26 protein-coding genes are annotated in these 20,989 nt (G+C 51.4%); 12 read left to right on the top strand and 14 right to left on the bottom strand.

The annotated features are described in order from the left end of the window. The first annotated feature begins 69 nt into the window (after positions 1 to 69). Positions 70 to 3,492 (top strand): efflux RND transporter permease subunit, encoded by a 3,423-nt coding sequence (locus FZX09_RS11130; protein WP_226402838.1) that lies wholly within the window; start codon positions 70 to 72, stop codon positions 3,490 to 3,492. Beyond that, on the top strand, positions 3,492 to 3,788 hold the full coding sequence (locus tag FZX09_RS11125; RefSeq protein ID WP_226402836.1) for a hypothetical protein: 297 nt from the start codon (positions 3,492 to 3,494) through the stop codon (positions 3,786 to 3,788). The genes FZX09_RS11130 and FZX09_RS11125 overlap by 1 nt, the downstream gene beginning before the upstream one ends. 253 nt (positions 3,789 to 4,041) lie before the next feature. Here the strand turns inward: FZX09_RS11125 and FZX09_RS11120 are convergent, their stop codons facing one another. Further along, positions 4,042 to 4,200, bottom strand: coding sequence for a hypothetical protein (locus FZX09_RS11120; protein ID WP_226402834.1), 159 nt, complete (start codon positions 4,198 to 4,200; stop codon positions 4,042 to 4,044). Positions 4,201 to 4,457: 257 nt separating this feature from the next. Between FZX09_RS11120 and FZX09_RS11115 the strand changes: the two genes are divergently transcribed. After that, complete coding sequence (locus tag FZX09_RS11115) at positions 4,458 to 4,709, top strand: hypothetical protein (protein ID WP_226402832.1); 252 nt, start codon at positions 4,458 to 4,460, stop codon at positions 4,707 to 4,709. Positions 4,710 to 4,711: 2 nt separating this feature from the next. On the opposite strand, the gene FZX09_RS11110 is transcribed toward FZX09_RS11115, so the two are convergent. Continuing rightward, on the bottom strand, positions 4,712 to 4,879 hold the full coding sequence (locus FZX09_RS11110; protein WP_226402830.1) for a hypothetical protein: 168 nt from the start codon (positions 4,877 to 4,879) through the stop codon (positions 4,712 to 4,714). A gap of 74 nt (positions 4,880 to 4,953) precedes the next feature. Between FZX09_RS11110 and FZX09_RS11105 the strand changes: the two genes are divergently transcribed. Next, the gene (locus tag FZX09_RS11105; RefSeq protein ID WP_226402828.1) at positions 4,954 to 5,787 is read left to right on the top strand and encodes a sulfotransferase domain-containing protein; all 834 of its coding nucleotides are present in this window, start codon (positions 4,954 to 4,956) and stop codon (positions 5,785 to 5,787) included. Between the two features lie 765 nt (positions 5,788 to 6,552). Here the strand turns inward: FZX09_RS11105 and FZX09_RS11095 are convergent. Continuing rightward, on the bottom strand, positions 6,553 to 7,068 hold the full coding sequence (locus FZX09_RS11095) for a tyrosine-type recombinase/integrase (RefSeq protein ID WP_226402846.1): 516 nt from the start codon (positions 7,066 to 7,068) through the stop codon (positions 6,553 to 6,555). A 127-nt stretch (positions 7,069 to 7,195) separates the two neighbouring features. Here FZX09_RS11095 and FZX09_RS11090 point away from each other — a divergent pair, with 127 nt between their 5' ends. From FZX09_RS11090 to FZX09_RS12105, 3 genes are all read left to right on the top strand, one after another. After that, positions 7,196 to 7,375, top strand: a complete 180-nt coding sequence (locus tag FZX09_RS11090; RefSeq protein ID WP_226402850.1) for a hypothetical protein — start codon at positions 7,196 to 7,198, stop codon at positions 7,373 to 7,375. After that, complete coding sequence (locus FZX09_RS11085; protein WP_226402848.1) at positions 7,372 to 8,214, top strand: hypothetical protein; 843 nt, start codon at positions 7,372 to 7,374, stop codon at positions 8,212 to 8,214. Before FZX09_RS11090 ends, FZX09_RS11085 begins: the two co-directional genes overlap by 4 nt. 649 nt (positions 8,215 to 8,863) lie before the next feature. Then, a complete protein-coding gene (locus FZX09_RS12105; RefSeq protein WP_226402826.1) occupies positions 8,864 to 9,547 on the top strand; it encodes a response regulator transcription factor in 684 nt (227 codons plus the stop codon). 129 nt (positions 9,548 to 9,676) lie between these two features. On the opposite strand, the gene FZX09_RS11075 is transcribed toward FZX09_RS12105, so the two are convergent. From FZX09_RS11075 to FZX09_RS11050, 6 genes are all read right to left on the bottom strand, one after another. Beyond that, complete coding sequence (locus FZX09_RS11075) at positions 9,677 to 10,087, bottom strand: hypothetical protein (RefSeq protein ID WP_226402824.1); 411 nt, start codon at positions 10,085 to 10,087, stop codon at positions 9,677 to 9,679. 183 nt (positions 10,088 to 10,270) lie between these two features. Then, positions 10,271 to 10,912, bottom strand: a complete 642-nt coding sequence (locus FZX09_RS11070) for a hypothetical protein (RefSeq protein ID WP_226402822.1) — start codon at positions 10,910 to 10,912, stop codon at positions 10,271 to 10,273. 102 nt (positions 10,913 to 11,014) lie between these two features. Continuing rightward, positions 11,015 to 11,284: a hypothetical protein gene (locus FZX09_RS11065; RefSeq protein ID WP_226402820.1), complete on the bottom strand. Its 270-nt coding sequence runs from the start codon at positions 11,282 to 11,284 to the stop codon at positions 11,015 to 11,017. A 1,274-nt stretch (positions 11,285 to 12,558) separates the two neighbouring features. After that, complete coding sequence (locus FZX09_RS11060) at positions 12,559 to 13,188, bottom strand: NAD(P)H-dependent oxidoreductase (RefSeq protein WP_226402818.1); 630 nt, start codon at positions 13,186 to 13,188, stop codon at positions 12,559 to 12,561. Between the two features lie 310 nt (positions 13,189 to 13,498). After that, entirely contained in the window at positions 13,499 to 13,675 is a 177-nt protein-coding gene (locus tag FZX09_RS11055) for a hypothetical protein (RefSeq protein ID WP_226402816.1), read from the bottom strand. Positions 13,676 to 13,975: 300 nt separating this feature from the next. Beyond that, complete coding sequence (locus tag FZX09_RS11050; protein ID WP_226402814.1) at positions 13,976 to 14,386, bottom strand: hypothetical protein; 411 nt, start codon at positions 14,384 to 14,386, stop codon at positions 13,976 to 13,978. A 20-nt stretch (positions 14,387 to 14,406) separates the two neighbouring features. Here FZX09_RS11050 and FZX09_RS11045 point away from each other — a divergent pair, with 20 nt between their 5' ends. Both FZX09_RS11045 and FZX09_RS12100 read left to right on the top strand, forming a co-directional pair. After that, positions 14,407 to 15,084, top strand: a complete 678-nt coding sequence (locus FZX09_RS11045; RefSeq protein WP_226402812.1) for a hypothetical protein — start codon at positions 14,407 to 14,409, stop codon at positions 15,082 to 15,084. A 315-nt stretch (positions 15,085 to 15,399) separates the two neighbouring features. Beyond that, positions 15,400 to 16,017 (top strand): SHOCT domain-containing protein, encoded by a 618-nt coding sequence (locus tag FZX09_RS12100; RefSeq protein ID WP_226402810.1) that lies wholly within the window; start codon positions 15,400 to 15,402, stop codon positions 16,015 to 16,017. Positions 16,018 to 16,106: 89 nt separating this feature from the next. Here FZX09_RS12100 and FZX09_RS11035 read toward each other — a convergent pair whose 3' ends face one another. After that, complete coding sequence (locus tag FZX09_RS11035; protein WP_226402808.1) at positions 16,107 to 16,523, bottom strand: DUF4278 domain-containing protein; 417 nt, start codon at positions 16,521 to 16,523, stop codon at positions 16,107 to 16,109. A gap of 1,164 nt (positions 16,524 to 17,687) precedes the next feature. Here FZX09_RS11035 and FZX09_RS11030 point away from each other — a divergent pair. The 3 genes from FZX09_RS11030 (at position 17,688) to FZX09_RS11020 (ending at position 19,119) form a co-directional block, all read left to right on the top strand. Next, positions 17,688 to 18,182 (top strand): hypothetical protein, encoded by a 495-nt coding sequence (locus tag FZX09_RS11030; RefSeq protein ID WP_226402806.1) that lies wholly within the window; start codon positions 17,688 to 17,690, stop codon positions 18,180 to 18,182. A gap of 258 nt (positions 18,183 to 18,440) precedes the next feature. Beyond that, a complete protein-coding gene (locus tag FZX09_RS11025) occupies positions 18,441 to 18,737 on the top strand; it encodes a hypothetical protein (protein WP_226402804.1) in 297 nt (98 codons plus the stop codon). Between the two features lie 34 nt (positions 18,738 to 18,771). Further along, positions 18,772 to 19,119, top strand: coding sequence for a hypothetical protein (locus FZX09_RS11020; protein ID WP_226402802.1), 348 nt, complete (start codon positions 18,772 to 18,774; stop codon positions 19,117 to 19,119). Here FZX09_RS11020 and FZX09_RS11015 read toward each other — a convergent pair. The 4 genes from FZX09_RS11015 to FZX09_RS11000 form a co-directional block, all read right to left on the bottom strand. After that, positions 19,107 to 19,493, bottom strand: a complete 387-nt coding sequence (locus FZX09_RS11015) for a hypothetical protein (protein WP_226402800.1) — start codon at positions 19,491 to 19,493, stop codon at positions 19,107 to 19,109. The two genes, FZX09_RS11020 and FZX09_RS11015, sit on opposite strands and share 13 nt — an antisense overlap. 175 nt (positions 19,494 to 19,668) lie before the next feature. Beyond that, complete coding sequence (locus tag FZX09_RS11010) at positions 19,669 to 19,866, bottom strand: hypothetical protein (RefSeq protein WP_226402798.1); 198 nt, start codon at positions 19,864 to 19,866, stop codon at positions 19,669 to 19,671. Beyond that, positions 19,866 to 20,237 (bottom strand): hypothetical protein, encoded by a 372-nt coding sequence (locus tag FZX09_RS11005; protein ID WP_226402796.1) that lies wholly within the window; start codon positions 20,235 to 20,237, stop codon positions 19,866 to 19,868. Before FZX09_RS11005 ends, FZX09_RS11010 begins: the two co-directional genes overlap by 1 nt. Beyond that, positions 20,237 to 20,635, bottom strand: coding sequence for a hypothetical protein (locus FZX09_RS11000; RefSeq protein ID WP_226402794.1), 399 nt, complete (start codon positions 20,633 to 20,635; stop codon positions 20,237 to 20,239). The genes FZX09_RS11005 and FZX09_RS11000 overlap by 1 nt, the downstream gene beginning before the upstream one ends. Positions 20,636 to 20,989: the final 354 nt, after the last annotated feature.

Here is a 20,989-nt window from a genome sequence, read left to right as displayed (position 1 = left end):
AACCTTTTGAACCTGAGACACGGGATGCCTGTGAAGGTGCAACCCGCCAAGGGGAACTGAGGTTGATCGATGTCTGCTTCCAATAACTTCATCACCAAACCGGTTCTCAGCACGGTTTGCAGTCTTTTGATCGTGATTGTCGGCTTGATCGCGATTCCGATCCTTCCGATCGAAAACCTCCCCGACATTGCTCCCCCAACTGTGAAGGTGCAGGCCACCTACGTAGGTGCCGATGCGGTTGCCGTTGAGCAGGGTGTTACCTCCGTGCTTGAGCAGCAGATCAATGGGGTTGAGAACATGGACTTCATCACTTCCAATAGCTCATCGGATGGTGTGAGTTCCATCTCGGTGTCGTTCGACAGCGGCACCGACGGCAATATCAACCAAGTGAACGTTCAGAACCGCGTTTCCTTGGCTGAGCCGCAGCTTCCAGAGGAAGTGCGCAAGTCCGGTGTCACGGTCAATAAGGCTTCTAACTCAATTCTGCTTGTTTACAACTTCGTCAACGAAGACCCCTCCAAAACTGAATATTCGGTGGAGACAATTAGTGGATATCTTGACAAGAACCTCACTAACAACATCAAACGCGTGAAGGGCGTCGGCGACATTACCTATTTCGGTAACCGCAAGATCGCTTTTCGCCTTTGGCTCGATCCTGAGAAGTTAAGCGCCAACAACCTTTCGGCAACTGACGTGGTCAACCAACTACGCAGCCAAAACCGCCTCGTTCCTGCCGGAAAGATTGGCGGTTCTCCCGCCCCGGAAGGTCAGGAGTACACCCTCACGGTGCAGCTGCAAGGGCGTCTTAGCAGCACCGAGGAGTTCGAAAACATCATCCTGCGCAGTACTGATGCTGGTGGTTTGCTGCGGCTCAAGGATGTGGGCCGCGTTGAGCTGGGTGGTGAGACCTATGGAATCGATGCCATCGATCTGAAAGGTGCTTCGTCTGTCGGCCTCGCGATCTATCAGCTATCTGGCAGCAATGCCATTGACGTATCCAATGGCGTCAAGGACGTCCTGGCTGAGTTTGAACAGACTCTTCCGGTTGGGTTCGGGGTGCAGAAGATCTACGACACCACCGACTTCATCAACCAGTCGATCAAAGGTGTGACCAACTCCCTGCGGGACGCAGTGATTCTGGTGGTGCTGATCCTGTTCCTCTTCTTGCAGAACTGGAAGGCCACCCTCGTGCCGGCTATCGCGATTCCCGTGGCGCTAATCGGCACTTTTGCCTTGGTGCTTGCATTCGGGTTTTCGCTCAACCAACTCACCCTGTTTGGTCTTGTGCTGGCAACCGGGCTTGTTGTGGATGACGCCATCACCGTGGTGGAGGACACCTCCGCCAAGAAGGCAGAAGGGATGACGTCGGTGAAGGCCGCCATGGAAACCATGGATGAGCTGTTCGGGGCCGTCATCGCTACCTCCCTAGTGAAGATGGCCGTGTTCCTGCCGGTGCTGTTCTTCCCGGGTGCCACCGGCACGATCTACAAACAGTTCGCCGCCACGATTCTTTTCTCCATCGGCATCTCCACCTTCAACGCGTTGACGTTCTCCCCGATGCTTTCGGCGCTGTTGTTGTCTAAGGAGACAAAAGAACTCAGCCGTCAGCAGTACGCCACGGCCGGTGTGGCGCTGGGTTTCGTTTATGGCCTGTTGAGTGCTGGAAATGGCTCCGCAGCCGTCATCGTTCCAACGCTAGTGGGTGCCCTGATTGGCTTCATCGCTTCCAAGATCACCGGCATGCCCTTACGGCTTCCCTTTGCCGTCGGTGGAGCAGTGGTTGGTTTGGTGATCACCGGTGTCATCTTCTCCAATCCACTTCCGGTTCTTCTTTTCACCTCGATCGGCCTGGGAGTCGGCTACTTCATCCCAGTCATCTTCAACAACTTCAACCGTTTCTATAGCGGTTTCGAGCAGCGTTATGCATTGATCCTGGATGCAGTGTTGAAGGCCCGTCCGATTGTGATGGCGGCTTTGGCGGCCGGCATTCTGCTGACGGGCTTTGCCTTCACCCGAATTCCCGGAGGCTTTGTTCCAATTGAAGACCAGGGCTATGCAATCGGTTTCATCCAAGCGCCCGATGGTGCTTCCAATGAGAAAACCCAGGCGATTAGCCGTCAGGTAGCAGCTGTATTGCGCTCGGAAGAGGACATCTCCTCAGCAGCCCTCTTCAGTGGCGCCAGCCTTGATGGAAACGCACCCAATAAAGGCTTTTTCTTTTTTGGCACAAAGCACTGGGATGAGCGGCCCGGACCAGAACACACCGTTGGTGCCTTGGTGAAGCGACTTAACGCAAAGATGTACGGCTTGATCGATGGTGCTCGGGTGTTCGTTGTTGAGCCCCCGTCGATCCCCGGCTACGGCAACGGTGGTGGTTTTGAGTTCCAGCTGCTCGATAAAAGCAGTGGTGTGTACGCATTGAACGAGTTTTTCGGCTCAGCGCGGCAAATCATGCAGGCTGGAAATGCCAACCCGATTTTGAATCGCGTTTATTCGCTTTTCTCTCCCCAGGCTCCGCAGTACAAGATCGATGTAGACCGTGAGCAGATGGCCTCACTAGGGGTCGACTTCGGTTCAGCAATGACGGCCTTCAGCATCAACTTCGGTGGGGCCTACGTGAACGACACCTTCCAGGAAGGCAAGGTGCGTCGGGTTTATGTGCAGGCTGAAGACGTCAGCCGTGCCACACCGCAGAAACTTTCTGCGATCTACGTCGCCAATACCAGGGGCGAGCAGATTCCCCTCTCAGAGTTCTTCACGGTCAAACAAACCGTGGGCCCCAGCGTCATACCCCACTTCAACCTCTACCGCTCGATCAAGATTGAGGGCACTCCAAAGGAGGGAAACAGTTCCGGCCAGGCCATTTCGGCGATGAAGCAAGTGTTCAGCCAGGGGAGCTTCCCAGGTCTGGGTTACGACTGGACAGGTATCTCTCGCGAGGAAGTCAAAGCAGGTTCACTTGCGGTGGTGATCTTTGCCCTAGGCATTCTTGCGGTATTCCTGGTGCTGTCGGCTCAGTACGAGAGCTATACAGATCCGATCATTATTTTGCTGACGGTGCCGACGGCCCTTCTGGGAGCCCTGGTGTTCCTTGGAGCAGCTGGGCAGGTACTCAACATCTATGCCCAGGTGGGTTTGGTGATGCTTATCGGTCTGGCTGGCGGTAACGCGATTCTGATCGTCGACCTGGCCAACCAGAAGATGCGCGCGGGCGAGTCGGCATTGGAAGCAGCCAAATTTTCGGCCAAGTCGCGTCTGCGTCCCATCCTGATGACGGCGATCTCTTCCCTCACGGGATTCCTGCCCTTGATGCTCGCCAGCGGTGCTGGGGCCCAGAGTCAGTCGTCACTTGGTCTGGTGGTTTTCGGTGGTCTGTTAGTGGCCACCTTCCTCTCCACCCTTGTGGTGCCGGTCTTTTACGTGGTGATGAAGACCCTGATCGGGGAATCCAAGTCGAAGGCGGCAGAGGACACTTCAAGTGTCATGAGCTAATGGCTACCAACAAAACAAAGCTCAGATCTGATAAGCCATTCAGTGGCATCAAAGTTTTGTTGGCCCTAGTGATTGGTCTACTTCTGGGCTGCGCAGTGGCTTATTTCCTCAAGGTTTTGATCGATCACAGTCCTGCAGATGTGAATCTGCGCCGCCTGAGGCTCTTCTATTTGATGGTGATCAGCTCTGGTGGTCTTGGCGGCTTTGCGATCGAGACAATGCGACAGTTGCAATCACAAGCAACTGACCCCTTGTATCGCGCTAAAAATCCTTCCCGAGGACGTGGTCGAAAATAACTACCGTTGAGCGACATAACGCCTGGATGACTCTTGCTTCAATTGTTGTTTATCGCCCAGATGGCTCGTTAGCTGCTCCAGCGGCATTCCTCATGCCAAACCCTCTACGCACGCGTCCACACGACCTGCACTAAGGAACAACAGCAGACCTAAGCCCGCAGTGATCAGCATGGCCTGGAGCTGGTGCAGCAACTTCATGCAGCTATCAACCTGTCTTCGGATTTTGCTGGGTAAAGGCTCAGTTGCATACTGATCAGCGCCGGTAGTGGTGTCCGTTGTGTCGATGACCTCGGAAGCCCTTCTGGTCATCACCCAACGCCATCATTCGATTCAGCGCCGTAATGGCACCAACTGCCGCTGAAAACTGGCCTGCATTTTCTGCCTTGCGGGCGATGCGTTCGAGTCGTCCCACCTGCTGGAAAAGCAAGTCACGTTGGTCGATCTCCTCTGATCCGTAGCAGCATCTAGCCAGTCCTTGTGGGCCACAGCGACGACATCACGTACCTGTCTACGGGAACACCCCCATGTTTCGGCGGTAAAGGCAGTTAATTCGCTCAGACCCATTCCGGCGTCAATCTGCCGAACCGCCCATTCATGGCGTTGTTTCTTCTCGCTCGCGGTGACTCTCTTGCGGGTCATGGCTACCTAGATGCCAGTGGATGACATCTGATGCAGATTTTTTATTGGATCTGGATCGTTGCCATGGCGTTTGCGTGCTCGGTCTGGGCAGAAGAAATCGCCAAGTTGAAGGGCCATAACTCCAAGCAGTGGCTGGTGTTGGGATTGCTTTTTGGACCCGTCGCACTCATTGCATTGGCTGGGTACCCAGACCTTGAAGACAGAAAGCACCAGCGGGACTCTTCGGCAGAGCTGTCGCTGATCAAGGACGACATTGATGCCATGCGTCGTGGCAAGGACTGAGATCACAGCAGGCCAGCTCCGATGAACGCCTCCTCGACTTCAGCCAAGGCGGCAGGGTGCAGGTCCATGTCAGCGATGGTCTGCCGAATCAACTCACGAGTGATGGCGAGCCACTCCTTGCGGGTTGCTGACCGGGGCCAGCGAGCGAGCCCATCGAGAATGTTTGCCATTACATATATACCGCCATTAAGTTAAAATCTCAAAAAACCGTAAAACTCCTAAAAGGAGATTCAATCGTTAGCGCATGGAAAGCAAAATTAACATCGAAGATCTTCAAAAAGTTCTCAACGACACGCAAGTTGAGCCAAGATTATCAAATCTAAGATGGGAAAACAAGGGCGACATCAAAGGTCGCTATATTCTCATAGCAGCACCACCAAAGTCAGGCTCAACCTGGACCGCCAATGTCATAAAAAAATCGCTTCAATGCCGTGCCGCAAGATACTGCTATGCATGGTCGAGCAATGAACACGATATTTATGTGCCAGCACTGCTAGCAAATCAGGGATTTTGCTCCGTTGCACAAATGCACATGAAAGGGACTCCACACAACGTGCAACTAATAGTAGACTTTCAAATAAATACAATCCTAATTACTCGCAATATTTATGACTCACTAACAAGCTTCGCAAGAGATCTTATGGCCAAAAAGGACTTAGCCCCGCAAGCCCCTGGCTTAGTAGGCTACTCGTTCGTATGGACGAAAAACTTCAATGAAAAATGGTTATTCAATGATTTCTTGAATTATGCCATCAAATACTATTTACCTTGGTACGTCAACTTCTTGTCCAGCTGGTCGGAATACAAAGATTCGATCGCTGCTCAAACCTTTAGATATGAAGCCATAAGATCAAACCCCAAGCAGAGGTTTAAGGAAATGATTCATAGACTAAACAAAGATTATAATTTGTGTGATAGATACCAAGAGCAATTCTCTTTTAGAGGCATCTCTGCCACCAACTCCAACACTAGCTCTGGACTTTCAATCCTTTCCTTGGATCAACGCAATACAATAGAAAGCTATTTTGACGGAATCGAAAATGATTGGATAAGATCACATCTAAGAGTCGACATTTAAACGCCCTTTGAGATTCTTATCTTTTTTGAGAGCCTAAAAATCACATTTCCAAAATCATCTAAAAATAACTAGCATCTAATTACTGATTAACTCAATCGATCATCAGGCAGCTGCCCCCCTGGTGCATTGAGCGCAAAAGCCACACTGGGACGGAGATAATCCAGGTGCTATTAACTTGCATTCATTGAATTTATGGTTATAGAGGCGTTTCCGAGTCACCCACTAAGCCACTATTCAATCCATGTTGCCCTTCTCTCTCCCTTCACATCTCCTCTTCACCCCATCTCTGCATCGAATCTCTTGACGATCCAGTTTGCGTTGAAAGTGCGGCTTGATTCCCAGTTCTGCTCCATCCCAGAGGCGATCCATCTCGCGGGTGAATGTTGTGCGAGTGGGGCTGAGTGGATCACCAGCAGGGTCTCGTCGTTGGTGTGAGCAGGGGTTACTAGCGACGTAACGAACGAATCTTCTGCTCAAGCTTGATCAGCATCAAAGACCATTTACCTGACAGGACAAGCCAGCAGGCAACTCCGGTAACTGCGAATGTTGCGACCACCCAAAGCACTAACCCCGTCCCTCCGATAACGAGGTCCCGTCGACACGCTTCAAAGTCCGGGCCTGGCTTGCATCTTGGAACGATCTCCCTGAACCCCTGATCTCCAGCGCGACTTCCTAATGCTGTTCCACCTCCGTATCCCATCCGTAGAGCCTCAGTGAGCTTTTGCCAGCAGAGATAGCAGCGGGATTACACATCAGCGAAATGCACTAACCAAGACGCAGAGAACTGCTGTCCAGAGGATTTGCAGCCACGTAATGCCCAGTAGTCGCGCTTGACGAGTGACCGAGCGTGGCTTGAAGCGTGAATACGTCCACGCCCCTCTGCACAGCGTGTGTGGCATGGCTGTGCCTCAGTTGGTGTGGGTGAACGTGGAACCCTGCGGCGCGTCCCCACTTCCGGCAAACATCTCCAATTGCTTGGCGTGTGAGATGCCCATCCCGCCTGGGACTAGGGAAGACGAACTCTTCATCAGAGCCGCGGCCAAGTCCTTGAAAGAGGCCAAGCGTTGCTGGCGATACGCGAACAGTGCGTCTCCTGGATCCTTTGCCGAAAAGGTGAATCTGGCCTCCGTCATCGAGTGCCTCGATGTCTTTCCAACGGATAACCGCGATCTCCGAGACCCTGCATCCGAGCAAGTACGCATCTTTGATGAGGGCGTAGTCACGTTGGGCATTGGGGTCCAGGTGAGCCGCTCTGGTGATGGCTGCAAACAGCAAACCCATCTGTTCATCAGAAAGGCCACGGGTCGACTTCTCGGCGTGGAGCTGAGACCGGCCAGGGATCGGGTTCCGCGGAACACCGGACGCTGCCGACCGTGATGGATCAGACGCCCATCGGTACAGAGAGCTGATGGCGGCCACCCTGCGGTTGAAGGTCCGGGGCTTCATGAGTCCAGCGTCGACTTCTTCCCGCAGTTGGGACACCCAGAACAACGCGTCTGGTTCTGGGTCAATGCATCTGATCAAGGGCATGAGTCTTGGCGGGCCGACATCAGAGGCGTTATTCGATTGGAACAATTCATTCGGATGAACAAAATCGACGCCACTTTCATCGACAGCGTTAAGAGCGTTAGCAGTGCAGCCGGTTGGTCACATGAAAACAATTTATCCAGCAGAGCAATGCTTACTTACTTACGGGAAGGCATTTGCCAGCCAAATAGATGCTCAATCGGTTTGTTAAATCACGATGGCAGCACAAACGGAATATGGAGCGGTGCAAAAAGCTGGGCGGAAGACCCAAGCATGGTGGTGTCATTTAGTAAGGCACTTGACGCAGACGGCAGGCAAATCGGTGTAACAGCCAAATTCAAAAAAGACCGAGCGGCAGTTATTGATCCATGCCGCAGCCTCACTTTCAACCTGAACCGTGAAACAGGTGTTTTGCAGTTAGCGCCGGAAGTAGAAGTCGTCGGTAATTGCCGCGAGGCAATCATCGATGTTCTTTGGCGAGCGCATCAAAATGGCACACCTTCTATGACGCGCAAAAGTCTGGTCGATGCAGTTTTTGCACGGCACGGCAAACCAACCAAGACCGTGGACAACACTCTTGGGTCCATGTTTGGCGAACGCCAATTAACCAAGCCACACCGTGGTTCGTACGCTCTGGCACCAAAACTGATTCAGCAGAAGGAAACCTCCTATACGGGATTTTATATAGAAGGAAGTAATAAAGAAGAAACACAGTCAGAGACTGCGGTTAGGCAAGTTCCCGAGGCTATTCCCACCGCAGAAATTGGGAACACTGTTGTTCCCGAGGGAAATATGGCGGGAAGTCGTCACATGCCTGTCATGCCAGACCTTGTCACAGAATTACTTCCTACCCCGGCATCACTGCCTTACGAAATGGAAGATTCGGCAGACAACTGGTGACGACGGTCTTAAGTTCTATTGCGTCAAAACCTGACGGCATAACTTCCAGTCGCAACAAATTAATTACGACTGGAAACGCCAAGCATGAGCCTTACGTAAGCAAGACTGGGACCAGCTTTTGAACAGCGACAAAGTACTGGCATGAAGCGGCTTCTATTGCTTGTCGGACTGTTCGCTGCAGCTCCTACTTTGAATAGACCAAAAACAGGGTGAGTGCTGCAGGAGTTTTGATGGCAACGCTTGAGACGTTCAAGTCCTTGCGTGCAGGGGTCGCCCCTGAGATGCAAACAGAGCAACTTTCAAAATCTTCTTAGCCTTGGGGAAGCCAGTATTTAATAAGCATTAAAGCCACCATACATGGCATTACTCATGAGCCGCTCGAAGCTCAAATCAGCTGAATATCTCATCTGGTGTTCGTAGCTTGCCTCCTTATCGAAAGATTTACTAGATACGTCAGCTTGCGCGGAACTGGCAGCCAATGCCCCAGCCGTAAATACAACTCCGGCCGTCAAGACGATAAAAATCCTTTTCATCTGCTTTTAATACTTGGGATGTGAGGCTCACGCCCCGTAAGTACACCATCGCCGTGACAACAACGAATTACCTCACCAAAATGGGTGAAGCTCAGAGGCACGCCCCTCCCCCAAAGGTGGAATTCAACCCAAAGTCAGAGACGATCCAACGGGTCCTCAAAGAAAGCCAGAACCTCTGGGCAGGCAAGACAGCAGTTGTCGCTATGGGAGACCTGCTGACCCTGGGTGCATTCAGCATGGTTCCACCTATCACCAATACCCTGGTTGGAGCCTTCAGTACGGAACGCGAAGCCTTAGATGCCTGCAAGGAAAAACAACCCGATCTTCTCTATGCCACAGAGCACTTAGAGCAAGGGTATGGAATCCCATTAGCCATCAAGGCCAAAGAAGTAAGTCCGAATACTCGGGTGCTGCTTTTCTTACATCGTGAGAACCAAGAAGTCGTGAGGGATGCCCTTGATGCTCATATCGACGGGATTGCATTCGTCAGCTCAATTGGCAAAGGAGTCGATGGGGACCTATTCAAGTCACTAAATGCTATTGCTAACGGGTCCACTTACTACCCAAAAGAAGTCAGGGAAATGGCGGGCTTTAAAAAGAGCCAGATCCTTAATGAGCTATCAGCACGTGAGAAGGAGGTGTTGGAAGCCTTATGCCAAGGTATGAGCAATAAGGAGATGGCGGAATCTATGTTTGTAAGCACAGAAACAATCAAAAGTCATGTGAGCACGGTTATCAGCAAACTTGGTGTCAAAGACAGAACACAAGCTGTTATCGCATGCATCCGTGCAGGCATGTAAAAACCCCACCTGATGACGGGGCAAGAATTCTGTCAGGAGATTGATCAGCACAATCCAAACCGCCCTGCCTTTCCCTTACGGATCTTTTATAGCTTTCAGTCATATAACATCAGGCTTCCCGACAGGAACTCAGCAGTAGCTATTTCGATACGTAAGCCCGTCTCTATCATCTTCTCGAAAATTTTGTGCAGCCTGTTGATGAAGAGATTGGCTCAAGCTTCTTGTCCTCTTGAACCCTGGCCGTTCTCCTGCGATTGTTGGATAAGCCGCACCCTGTAGAGGACGGCGGTTCGTTGATGTTCTACATCCTTGCACATAATAGAGGTGAGGATTGCCATCATTTATTTCCGTCACTTCACCTCGATGAAGATCAATCACAATCCCAGCTTTTGCAGGAATTGGATTGCCAATACAGCAAGTAATAACAGCAGCAGTGGCAGCAATTGCTTTGAAGAATTTCATTTGATTCCTATGTGTATTGTGAGGCTCTCGCCCCGTAAACACACCATCGCTGTTCTGGTTCGGAATCACCTCCCCCATCTGAGGGATTTATTTAGGGAACGTCCTCCCCCCAAGTGGGTAGGCAATAAAGATCCCCGCCATCGCTGTCGGGGTGGCTTGTATGCGAGGTCTTGTCGAGAGATGGATGGCGACAATCGTGTCGCCTCTTGGCTTATTTACGATCGATCTTGTAGTGCTTTCGCCCAAAAAAACACTTTTTTGCTAGCCAATAGCAAGATCGACGGCCCTGGATAAGGTGAGGCCAAAAACGTCTAGAACAACAAATCCATTTAAAAGTCTTACCGCTTTCGAGGGGGCAGTCTTGCATGAATCTTGCGAGTAATCAAAACAAACTTCGGCCGCAAAAAAGAAATATTCCATGGCTCCAGGTGCATCACAGACCAGAATGGCAGGAGGTAAATTCCTGATCGAACGACCTTCATTGATGCGCCAATACCACCACGAAAAGCAGATCAAAATTATGGGTATAAATAGAAGAAGTTCAACAATTAAAAGGACTGGGCTTTTGATCGGGGCAACAAGAAGTAAATTCATGATAACAAGCTCTAAAATCCAGCACAGCGAGAGAAATATTGCCAATATATCGACACCTTTCCTCACTCCCTTGTTCGCCAAATTCAAGACAATAAGGATAAATGTGTAGCCAAAAAATATGGCGCCAATTGGCTGCATATGGTTGGTAAAGGCGTCCAGAAAAGCATGTGCAACTTCTAGGAAGTTTTTTATTGCTCCTTCTTCTACTGCCTCGAGGTTGAGGTTCCGATCGAATTGTTCGGTAAAAATAAATGTAGCGAGTAATACGTAGATTTCTGCTGGTTTTTTGATTCGCTGAAGAAATGTCATGTCTCTGCAGTCGTCTTCACAATCTTACTGACAAAGCCTGAGATGTCTCCAGTTGCCTTGGAGAGTGCTGCGCCTAAAAGCAGGTGTTTGTTCGAGAAGGACTCACCCAGAGGATGGAAGGATTGGGCTGAGATCACATTCACTCGCATCTGAGTTGAGGCTCACCCCCAGGTGCCAACCCGTCAGCCTGTCCTGCTCTTCCACTGTCAGGAACGAATAAAGCCAGTCCAGCAGCAGTTCCTCCACCACTGGCTCTGCTAGGTCCTGCACCCCACCAGACAGCCACTGCCTGAAGGCATCAGGGTCATTAGCGCGTAAAGCTGCCACCAACTCTCCCATAAGGAACAGGGCAATGCGGGTGTCTTGAGGCATGGGTCAGACGTGACTGTCTTGAGTGTTCCCCGCTCTGGTCAAGCAATAAAAAGCCCCGCCATTGCTGACGGAGTGAGGTTCATTGAATTGAAACGACTGCCGGTGCTTCAAGCGATCCGGTGCTCATCGGTGAACGTTGAAGATAAAGTCCTTAAGAGGTTGCTCGCCATGGGGCAATCGATGGAAATGCCACCATCCAGCAGATCCGCATGCTATCGCTAGAGCAATTGCAACGAAAGTACCGTAGTAGACGTCTTTTTTGTAGGTGAAGTTGCTTCTCATGGTTGTTTTGTTGTAAGTGAATAATGTTTTATCGGGAGATGGATGGCGACAATCGCTGTCTCCTACTTAACCTCAACTCCAGGACGTAGTGAACCTGATGATGAGCCTCGGTACACTAAATCTTTTGCTTCAAGTTCTGTAGTTTCTAGGTTTGTAGAGAAAGGGAACTTTTCCATTGCCACCGCAGTACCAATGGTGATTCCGAGCATTACAAAGCAGGAAATTATTAGTGCTGGATGAATGTCATTGTTTTTAGCCATCATGAGTCAAGTGTTTGGTAGATATACAGAGCCCGCCATCTTTTTTTTGCTGATGGGGTGCTGATCAGGAGGACGGTTGGTGGAGCTGTTCCAGCTGGTCCAACCACTCTCGGACCTCTAGATCAGTCATCGCCATGACCCGCTTCAATAGGCTGTTTCGGTAGATGTTGAGGCCTCTGCAGCCCCTGAGGGGTTCCATCAGTCGGTCATAAAGATGGGCTTTTGCTGTGGTTCCTGTCATGGTGTTTTCATTCGTAGTTATCTAGAAGTTCGAAGAGCAGTTCTGTTGTCCCAATCACTGCTGCAATAACGGCGATGTTGATCATGACTATCTAGATGGTGGATAAGGTTCTGTCGGGAGATGGATAGCGACAACCACACCCCCTGCTTTTCCCCGAAGGGTCTTGTATTGCTCTCAGCCAGTGAGCAATGGCATCAGGCTTCCCGACTCTTTACCTATGGATTCGCTAATTAGGAGGTTTGGGGTTAACTAACATTATTCACAACATACCAATGAAGGCTGATCAAACTTATTCTCTTTTTTCTTTTGGCTGAAGATCATCCTGTCAGCAAAGAATGATATGTTTATAGCGGTGAATGCACCCACTGGAACTGATTGCAAGTAGGTATATCCACTGGACATAAGAGTTCCAACAATCAGTGCGTTCAATCCGGTGCCAACTGTCAGTGATCTCAAATTGTAGAGAAGATATTTCTTCAGCAAATCATTCATCAGACAGCCTCCTTAAGATTCATGCGATCAGCCAGTTCTTCACCAGACTCAACACGCTCGGAGTAACGATCAGTGAGGAAGTCAACTTTATCCTCAAGGATCTCAGTGAACTTCGCCAGTTCCTCGACAACATCAATAACACGATTGCGGAAGGGACTGTCTTTCAGTTGTCCTTCCTCAGTGAACTCTTGATAAGCCTTGGGGATGGAAGACTGATTAGGGATGGTGAACATTCTCATCCAACGACCCATCTGCCTCATGAGATTGACGGTGTTGAATGATTGTGAGCCACCTTCAACCTGCATCACTGCCAGTGTCTTGCCTTGAGTAGGGCGAAGAGCCCCAACACTAAGTTGCATCCAGTCCACCTGATTCTTCATGACTGCGGAGATAGTTCCGTGAAGTTCAGGAGAAATCCAAACGAATCCATTAGCCCAATCAACTTGACCCAAATATTCTTGAACTTTGGGATCATCACGAAGTTCCTCATCATAAAGAGGAAGATTTGGATTAGCCACGATAGCTTCAACTCCAAACTGTGTCAGAAACCTTTGAACCTCCAGTGCCAGTTTGTGACTGACAGAGTTGGAACGAAGTGAGCCATATTGAACAAGAATTTTAGAGGTCATGGCTGGGTGTGTTGTGAGGCTCTCGCCCCGTGAACACACCATCTCCGTTCCAGCTGGGAATTAACTCCCCCATCTGAGGGATTTATTCAGCGGGTCTTATCCCCCATCGGGGCTAGAGGCTTATTGACGAGCAAGTGACAGTCCATCCATCGTGGTGAGACCCAGCAACGGCAATAACTGAGATCCCAGCCACTGAGATGAGAACTGAGCCGGTTGAGACCGGTTTTTTCGTGTCCAGATCGGGTCCAGCAGATTTGAGACTCAGCCGCCCAGTGAGATCGCGATGGGACTGGCACAACGACCTTGCCGCCTAGGAGCGGGTGTTGCCGTGGCGATAACCCCAACCAGGACGACTTGCTTTGGCAGCTTCGTGGTCCATCTTCCGGCGTAGCAGAAGCTCGTAAAGCATCTTCTGGGCACCGACAGCAGCGGCGTATTGCTTGTCCTCTTCAGCCTTGAGAGAGATGCGTTGAAGGCTTGTCGCCATGTGGACCATCAGATGCTGAGCATCGTGTGAATCAATGCTCAGTTGAAGCTGATCATGCGCCCAACGACAGTCCCGCTGGGCAGATGACCGTGAGCACCCCCATTGGGACATCTGTGCGGTCACGACATCGCTGAAACCCTTTCCCTGACTGACTAAAGCCAACGCTGATTCACGGCGTCTGTGGCGTTCAGCTCTGCTGGTTCTGGCCATGGATCAGCCCCTAAAAAAATCGATGTGTCTCTGTGGCTTTCATCATGGATTCAAATCACTCGAGTAACGTTTTCTGATTAAAAACGAATCTTACTCAGAAAAAGTATTCCAGAAATCAACTTCCTGCTGCTTTTCTTCTTGAATCTTTCTTTGCTCTTTTAGTCGCCTTTGCTTAGCTTCCCGTGCTTTTCTTGCCCATTCGGCTTCCATAAGCTCTCTCTCTTCGCGTTCTCGTTTAAGACTTTCGAGGCGCCTTCTCTCTCTTTCGGGAGCTCCTTTCTCCCACTCTATTTTCCATTGCCTCTGCTTTTCCTCATAATCTCGAATTTGCCGTACTGCTGTTTTCATACATTCATTATAGGATTTTTGCATCGCATAATTTGAATAACTTGAGCTTTTATCAACACACCATGCATGTTGCTCGCTAAGAGGAACGGCATAGGCACTCATGCCATGCGTAAAACTTACGGCCAAGAAAGATACCAATGCTAAACTGCGCATGATGCTTAAGTAGACCACACATGAAGACATTAAAGCATTTATTAGCTGCACTTGCATTAGTTGCATGGCCTTCCGATGTTTTTGCTTTTGTTTCTTGCCCTAAAGGCACATGGCAAGTCAAAGAGTATAAACAACGGGCTTATTACATAGGTATTATGCCAGATTCAAAAACGCTTCCCTCCTCATTAGCTGAGTGCATAGGCGCGAGGAATCCAGAGTTTGGATACATGTCATTCAAATGCGGAGACATTACCCTCAAGAAACATGATCCATATGGAGGGGGTAATGATTTCATTGAAGATAGATCAGTAAATGTAGAGGCCAAGTCTGGAGGCGTAGTTAATTTTAGACCTGTTACTGTGAAAAAAATGGAGAAATACGGAGAAGGAACTCTCTTCGAAGGCGAGGAGATGACGACTCAGATTGCATACTGGTGCGTTAGAGGAGTTTCTGGTGGCCCCAATGGTGCTTCACTGATTGATAATGGCACTATTAAGGCAGATTGGATCAATTCTGACACCCTCGCAACGGATCTTAGATCTCAAAATAAATGCACAACTACCAAGCAATCTGGCGAGATGTACTTTTTGCAGACATCTTTTGGAACTATTTGGGGATCAGATCTTACCGATAAATTCATTTTTGGACATTCATTGCACCAGGATGGGGCTATTTGTAGGAAAACTGAGGTTTTCTAGCCGTTAAGAAATTTCTTGCATCTTAAATCAGTTAATTACTATTGGGAGTGATATTTCTGCCATCACGATAGCTTGGTGTCAGCAATCAGCTGAAGAGCCTCGCTGCGGCGTTGCTGCGCTGGACAAAACCGCGAGATCAAGTTCAAATGCATCCCCGGGCTCGCGGAGGGGTCGGGCACACCGATCTCCACCGAGGAACTCATGAATCGCTACGGCTTCAAGGACTCCACCTACTGATTTGACGTAACTGCTGTTAAGACGGTCAGCCCATGCCACCTCTTGGAGCTACAAAGCGATTGAGCCCAATACCTCCCTGTGGATCAAGACAAATTCAATAAAGCCGTTGCCTACGCGATTTCGAGGGGCTACTTCCGTGATCCCAGTACACCGGACATCAACCAATCCACTGATGAAGGTGGATTGATCACCCTTAGGACTCCAGGAAGGGCGAAGATCGCTGAATTTCAAACCGATGGGAATACCTTCCAGGGAATTGGCAACCTCAGCACTACAGCCTCAATAACGCAATTCTCAACTTCGGAAGAGAAGGCAGTCGCATGGGCAATGTCCATGGGCTATCCCGTGCCGACAAAGATGAACGGCTGCGCGACTGGACTGCTTGTGGCAGTCGGCTTGCTGTGCGCAATTATCCCCGGGATTCTGCTTTTGGTCTGGCTTGGGGTTCAAGAAAACCAATACAAGAGAGACATGGCGGCCCTCGTCGCGAAATGGGTGGATGCGGGTAAACCAGAGCCCGGCGAAGGCGCCAAAGAAGTCACCAAGCTCGAGAGGGTCGTCGAAAAAGTTGAAACACCATCTGCTTCCGCAGATTCAATGGAGCAGAAACTCACGGAACTCAATTCCATGAAGGAGAAGGGGCTCATCACGGACGAGGAGTACCAAGCCATGAGGAAGAAAGCTCTCGGGCTCTAACAGCTGAATCTCCGACAAAGAGGAAGGCCGCCCCTCCCGGTGGAGAGACGGCCTAGCTCGCTCGTTTATGCGTTTGATCTATCTCCCAATCAGCGATGTGATTTCATCTGATACTCCTGGTCTGCGATCAACATCGCAGTCTCATCATCTTGAAACTGGCATCCGTACATCAAATATGTAATGCGATCGACATCCATGCCTCGATCAGCAACTTCTTGCCAGAGCTGCTGCGTTCTTGATTCATCTGCGAATTGGAACTGCGCTCTTACGATCCTCCGGGCCAAAGAAAAGTAGGACTGGCGATCATTTCGGAGTCGGCACTCCTCCTCTGCCTCAAGGGATTTGTCGTAGCCAATTCCTCGGTAGCTCAGATGAGGATGCAAATCAGCTGGTTGGTGTTCCGTACAGGTGTTGTACTCCTGGCCTCGGTAACTCAGCTGTTTGCAGACTTTTTGAGCTGCAGGTTGATGCTCGTAAGTGTGTCCGCGATACAAGAGCGTGCTCATGAATCGACCTCAAGATTGCTCGGGTCCCCGTTCCTTGACCCAAGTCGGACTGCACCCTGTTTGGAGGGCGAACGTGCTGATCAGGGGATGAGAGGCCAGCCCACCTACGACAGGAATGGGGTGACCTCTCCTATTGCTCGCTTCCGACACCCCTGTGATGACGGAACAGGGGCCATGCCGTATGCCATTTCTGGCGTCGGGCGAAGTGTCGGGCCTTTCAAGCTCCTGGGGCCAAGGTTCCAGGTAATGGACCTTCTGACTCAGTGTTGAGTGCCCCCCGGCAGTGATGGTGCCGAGATTTAGGGCAAGCCCATGGATGGTGAGAAAACTCGTGGAGCAGATGCTCGAAAGGTCAGGCGACTTCTAAAACCTGCTCGGTTGGACCGTCGTCTCTCATTGACGCCTCCGATCTCAGTGGACTCACTCTCGTCAGCGGACACGCACAAGGCAATCGGTCTTAACACTCATTTCTTCAGCAATCAAAGCCACCAAAGTCAAGAGTGGCGTAGTGAACATGTAGAGACAATTGCCTACGCGATTCAAAAAATAACCTCCTGCCTCATAGAGATCAGGAGGAAAGATTGTCCCCATCAGTCCAATGCCGTTAGTGGCAGTGGAAAAGCTCAGAGCTAGTAGTCATGCCCTCTCTTCATCGGGGTATCTCGGTAAGGAGTCATGCCAATTGGGGGAGGAACATGGCTCTTTTCCTCTGCATCAATCGCGCCCATTGCATGAGCAAAAGCGTCTCCAAACCACTTCAGAAAACCCTTCATGGGACCTCTCAGTTAGAACTGACTTATTCCTAAGACAGAAGTCTCTTGTTGGAACTAAGTACTTAACCCAAACCCGGACAACGGGTTGGCGAGGATAAATACCTAGGTACTTTATTTTCGTTCACAAGCAGCTTGCCTCTCACGGCACTAGCAACATATTTTCTCCCTCAAAAGAATTGGAGGCGACGAGTATGTCTCTTGCCCCTTCACTTGTTCAGAGAACAAAACTAGGCGGGACAATTCGCATGCTGATGGGTGATAGCAACCCCCGCTACTTAGCTGAGTTAAACGGCAGCCGTATCTACTGCGACGACATAGCTACCGCCAGGGCTCATCTCGACTACTGGAGTAAACAGCAATTGCACTGCTGGGGCAGGCGGTAACACCGGTTGTGCTCCACCACAGCGGTCACAGCCGTCAGGGTGAAGGTGCGGTCGCGGCATCACGAGGCACCACAGCACTGCCCGCAGCGTTCAGCCAGGTGATCTGCCTTTCCTGGTTCAAACGTCGCGAGTGCAAGGCCGACAAGCGGGTGCTGCTTGAGACCGAAGGCCGTGAGGAAGACCTCCAGCTCCTGGTCCTGCAACACGCAGCCCACTGGACCTTGGAGGGTGACGCTGCCGAGCAGCTGGAAGCCCTGTTCAAACAGGAGACGGAGGACAAGCTCTCCGACGCCATGGCTGACGTTCTGGAGCTGTGTCGCGAACGATGGAGGGAGTTCAAGCGCACGACCCGCAGGGACGTGGTTCAGCACTGCGACGCCTACAAGGACAAAGACCGCAAAGCGTTGCGTCATCTGCGATCCCTTGAGGGCAACGGGCTGCTGGAGAGCAAGGCCGAGACCACAGAAAACGGCACTGAGATCGCTTTCAAGCCCACCGAATAGCCGTCCTGTCACAGCTGTCCGAACTGTCGTTGGTGTCCCTGGTGTCGGTCAGTGGGGTCACTTCCGACGGCTCGGTCAGTGCTGACAGCGAGGACAAGAAACAGCTCAAACCCACTTCTGGAAACTCGTCACTAGGGTCTCGCTCCGCAGAGCTGCGGATCTTGACTTGTGGCCGTCACCGCAAGAAAAGAAGACGGATGAGGGCGGGCCTGAAGAACCCGCCCTTTTTTATTGCAAGGTCAGCGCCACACTGAGGGCATGGACAAGACCACAAAGGCTTTTGTTATCGGCGCTTGCAGCGTGGTGATCCTTATTGGTGGTGGTCAGATCCTTGGCAGGGTCCTGGGAAAGATTGGGGGAGAGCTGGAAAAGATCGAGAAATCCAGGCAAGAAGATCAACGGCTTAGGTATCGGGCCCGAATGATGGTGTGCATGGATCCGCTGATCACGGAGTACATGAAGGATTTCCAGGGCTCTTCGGATGAAGGATGGGTTGCACAGACCGAAGCCGCCAAAAAAGCGGAAGCTGAGTGCGAGCGGAAAGTGGCTCCATAAGGACTATTGAGACAGTCAGCGCCACACTGACGGCATGGACAAAACCACCAAAGGCTTGCTGATCGCCCTTGGATCAATCGTCGCGCTCGCTGTAGGGATGAACTTCGCGAGCAAGGTCATCAATGACATTGCCGAAATCAGAGAGCGCCAAGAGTGGGCCAAAAAAGAGAGCGAGACCGAATTCCGTCTCCGTATCGAGTGTCATGAAGACCGGCGGAAGCTACGCCATGCCGAAGAGCAGCGGATCGCGATGAAAGAGTTCCGCCGTTACTCACAGAGCATTTGGGAAGGAACCAAGTTGCACCAAACCGAGCCACGCACGGTCCCACCAGTTGAGAGCGAAGAGGCTTGCCTACAACGCCTTCAAGCTCAGCGCCGGTAGTAGTGCCCGTTGGGGCGATGACCCCGGAAACCTCTCTGGTCAGCACCCAACGCCATCATTCGGTTTAGTGCCGTTATCGCGCCCACGGCGGCAGAAAATTGGCCCGAATTTTCCGCCTTGCGGGCGATGCGCTCTAGCCGCCCCACCTGCTGAAAAAGCAAGTCCTTCTGGTCGATCTCCTCAGATCCGTAGGCAGCATCTAGCCAGTCCTTGTGGGCCGCACAGACGACATCACGGGCGTTTCTGCGGCTGCACCCCCATGTTTCGGCAGTAACGGCAGTTAATTCGCTGAGACCCATTCCGGCATCTATCTGCCGGATCGCCCATTCGTGCCGCTGTTTCTTCTCGCTGGCAGTAACGCGCTTGCGGGTCATGGTGCGTCTTGTGCCCGGGCCCATAGCCTGCAGGTTATGAGCCATGTTTTCGCTGAGAATGACTGCAGCGCAGTGGATCTGAGCCTGTCGGTTGAGCGGCCGGTTTTGAGGTGCTTTTTCGCCGAGATCGGTTGCAGCGCAGTGGATCTACCCCTGCCGGTCTTGGTGGGGCCCCTCATAGCAATCCAGCTCCGATGAACGCCTCCTCGACCTCAGCCATGGCGGCAGGGTCTAAATCCATCTCGGCAATGGTCTGCTGGATCAGCCCACGAGTGATGGCGAACCACTCTTTTCTGGTTGTCGATGCAGGCCATTCAGCGAGGCCATCAAGGACTGAACCCTCAAGGCCAAGACCATCAAGGATGCTCGCCATTACGTCTCAACCTCAGTTCCGGAAAGTTGAGCCAGCTCGTGCATGAGCCACTCGCGCTCAGCTACGGCTGCATCGCGCTGATCCATCAGAGACCCAGCAGACCGCTCGATGTCCTTGTTCAAGTTCTGGATTTTGAGCGCAAGCGCGTCGATGTGGGCTTGAGCCTGATTCCGATAAAACGGCTTGCCGATATGTGCTGGCAACCAGCTGATCCGGCAGTAAGTCTTGAAGTCCTCAGGCATCCCCGTGTGCTGGGGATCAACCTCCAGAGCCTTGTCGCGGAAATCCAGCAGGCGAGTCGTCAGCCGCTGCATGTCACCGGCTTGAACGTGGAAGATGTGGCCCCAGAGGGGATGCGGTCGAGCAAGCATCAGAACCCCCGATAAGCGCGTTGCCAGGGAGCCAGGTTCTGGCGGACTTCACGGTCCTGCCGTGCCTGCTCATTGGCGGCGCGGGACTTCTCGGTCAGCATCTGCATCCGCTGCTTGAGCAGCTCCCGGGCTTCCTTCTCCTCAAGCCTGCGGTGAGCAACACCTGCATCGAGGCCAAAGTAAACAGCAAGCTGTGGAGACTTGGCTTCAATCAATGAGCGAAGTGTGAGGCTTGCTCGGATTTTTTCTGCATTAACTGGCTCTCCATAACGGCGAGCAGGAATCAGTGCAGCTGCACCAGGAATTTCCTTGATCTTCGCCTCGATTTGACGGGCGAAGGTTTCACGATTGGCTGCCTCTTGAAACCCAGATTCCAGGAGGGTGTCTAACTCAGACATGCAAGACCTCGACTGCGGTTCGGCGCGACTGAGGCGAACTCAGATCGTGCATCCATTCTGGGGGACGAGGGCAGTCATCGTCCATGTTTTCCGCTCTTTTTAGGGCTTCTAAACGGCCAATACTCACCGCAACTAACCGGGACTCAACAGTTGAAAATCCCTTCATAGATTTTGCACTAAAACATACAAATAGATTAGCTGAATTTGTTATTATTAGATCGGTGCTTACGGTGTGGTGCCCTGGCACAAAAGCCCCTGGGGACATGGAGACTCCAAGGGGCTTTTTTCTTGCCTTAAGTCCGCTTAAGACACTTGCTCCTGTTTCCAACGATCTCGGCGACTTTCTAAGCAGCG

This window comes from Synechococcus sp. MU1643, assembly GCF_020514095.1.
Classification (GTDB): domain Bacteria; phylum Cyanobacteriota; class Cyanobacteriia; order PCC-6307; family Cyanobiaceae; genus Parasynechococcus.
The sequence above is the reverse complement of the archived record's forward strand: the minus strand, read 5'-3'. Positions and strand labels throughout refer to the sequence as shown.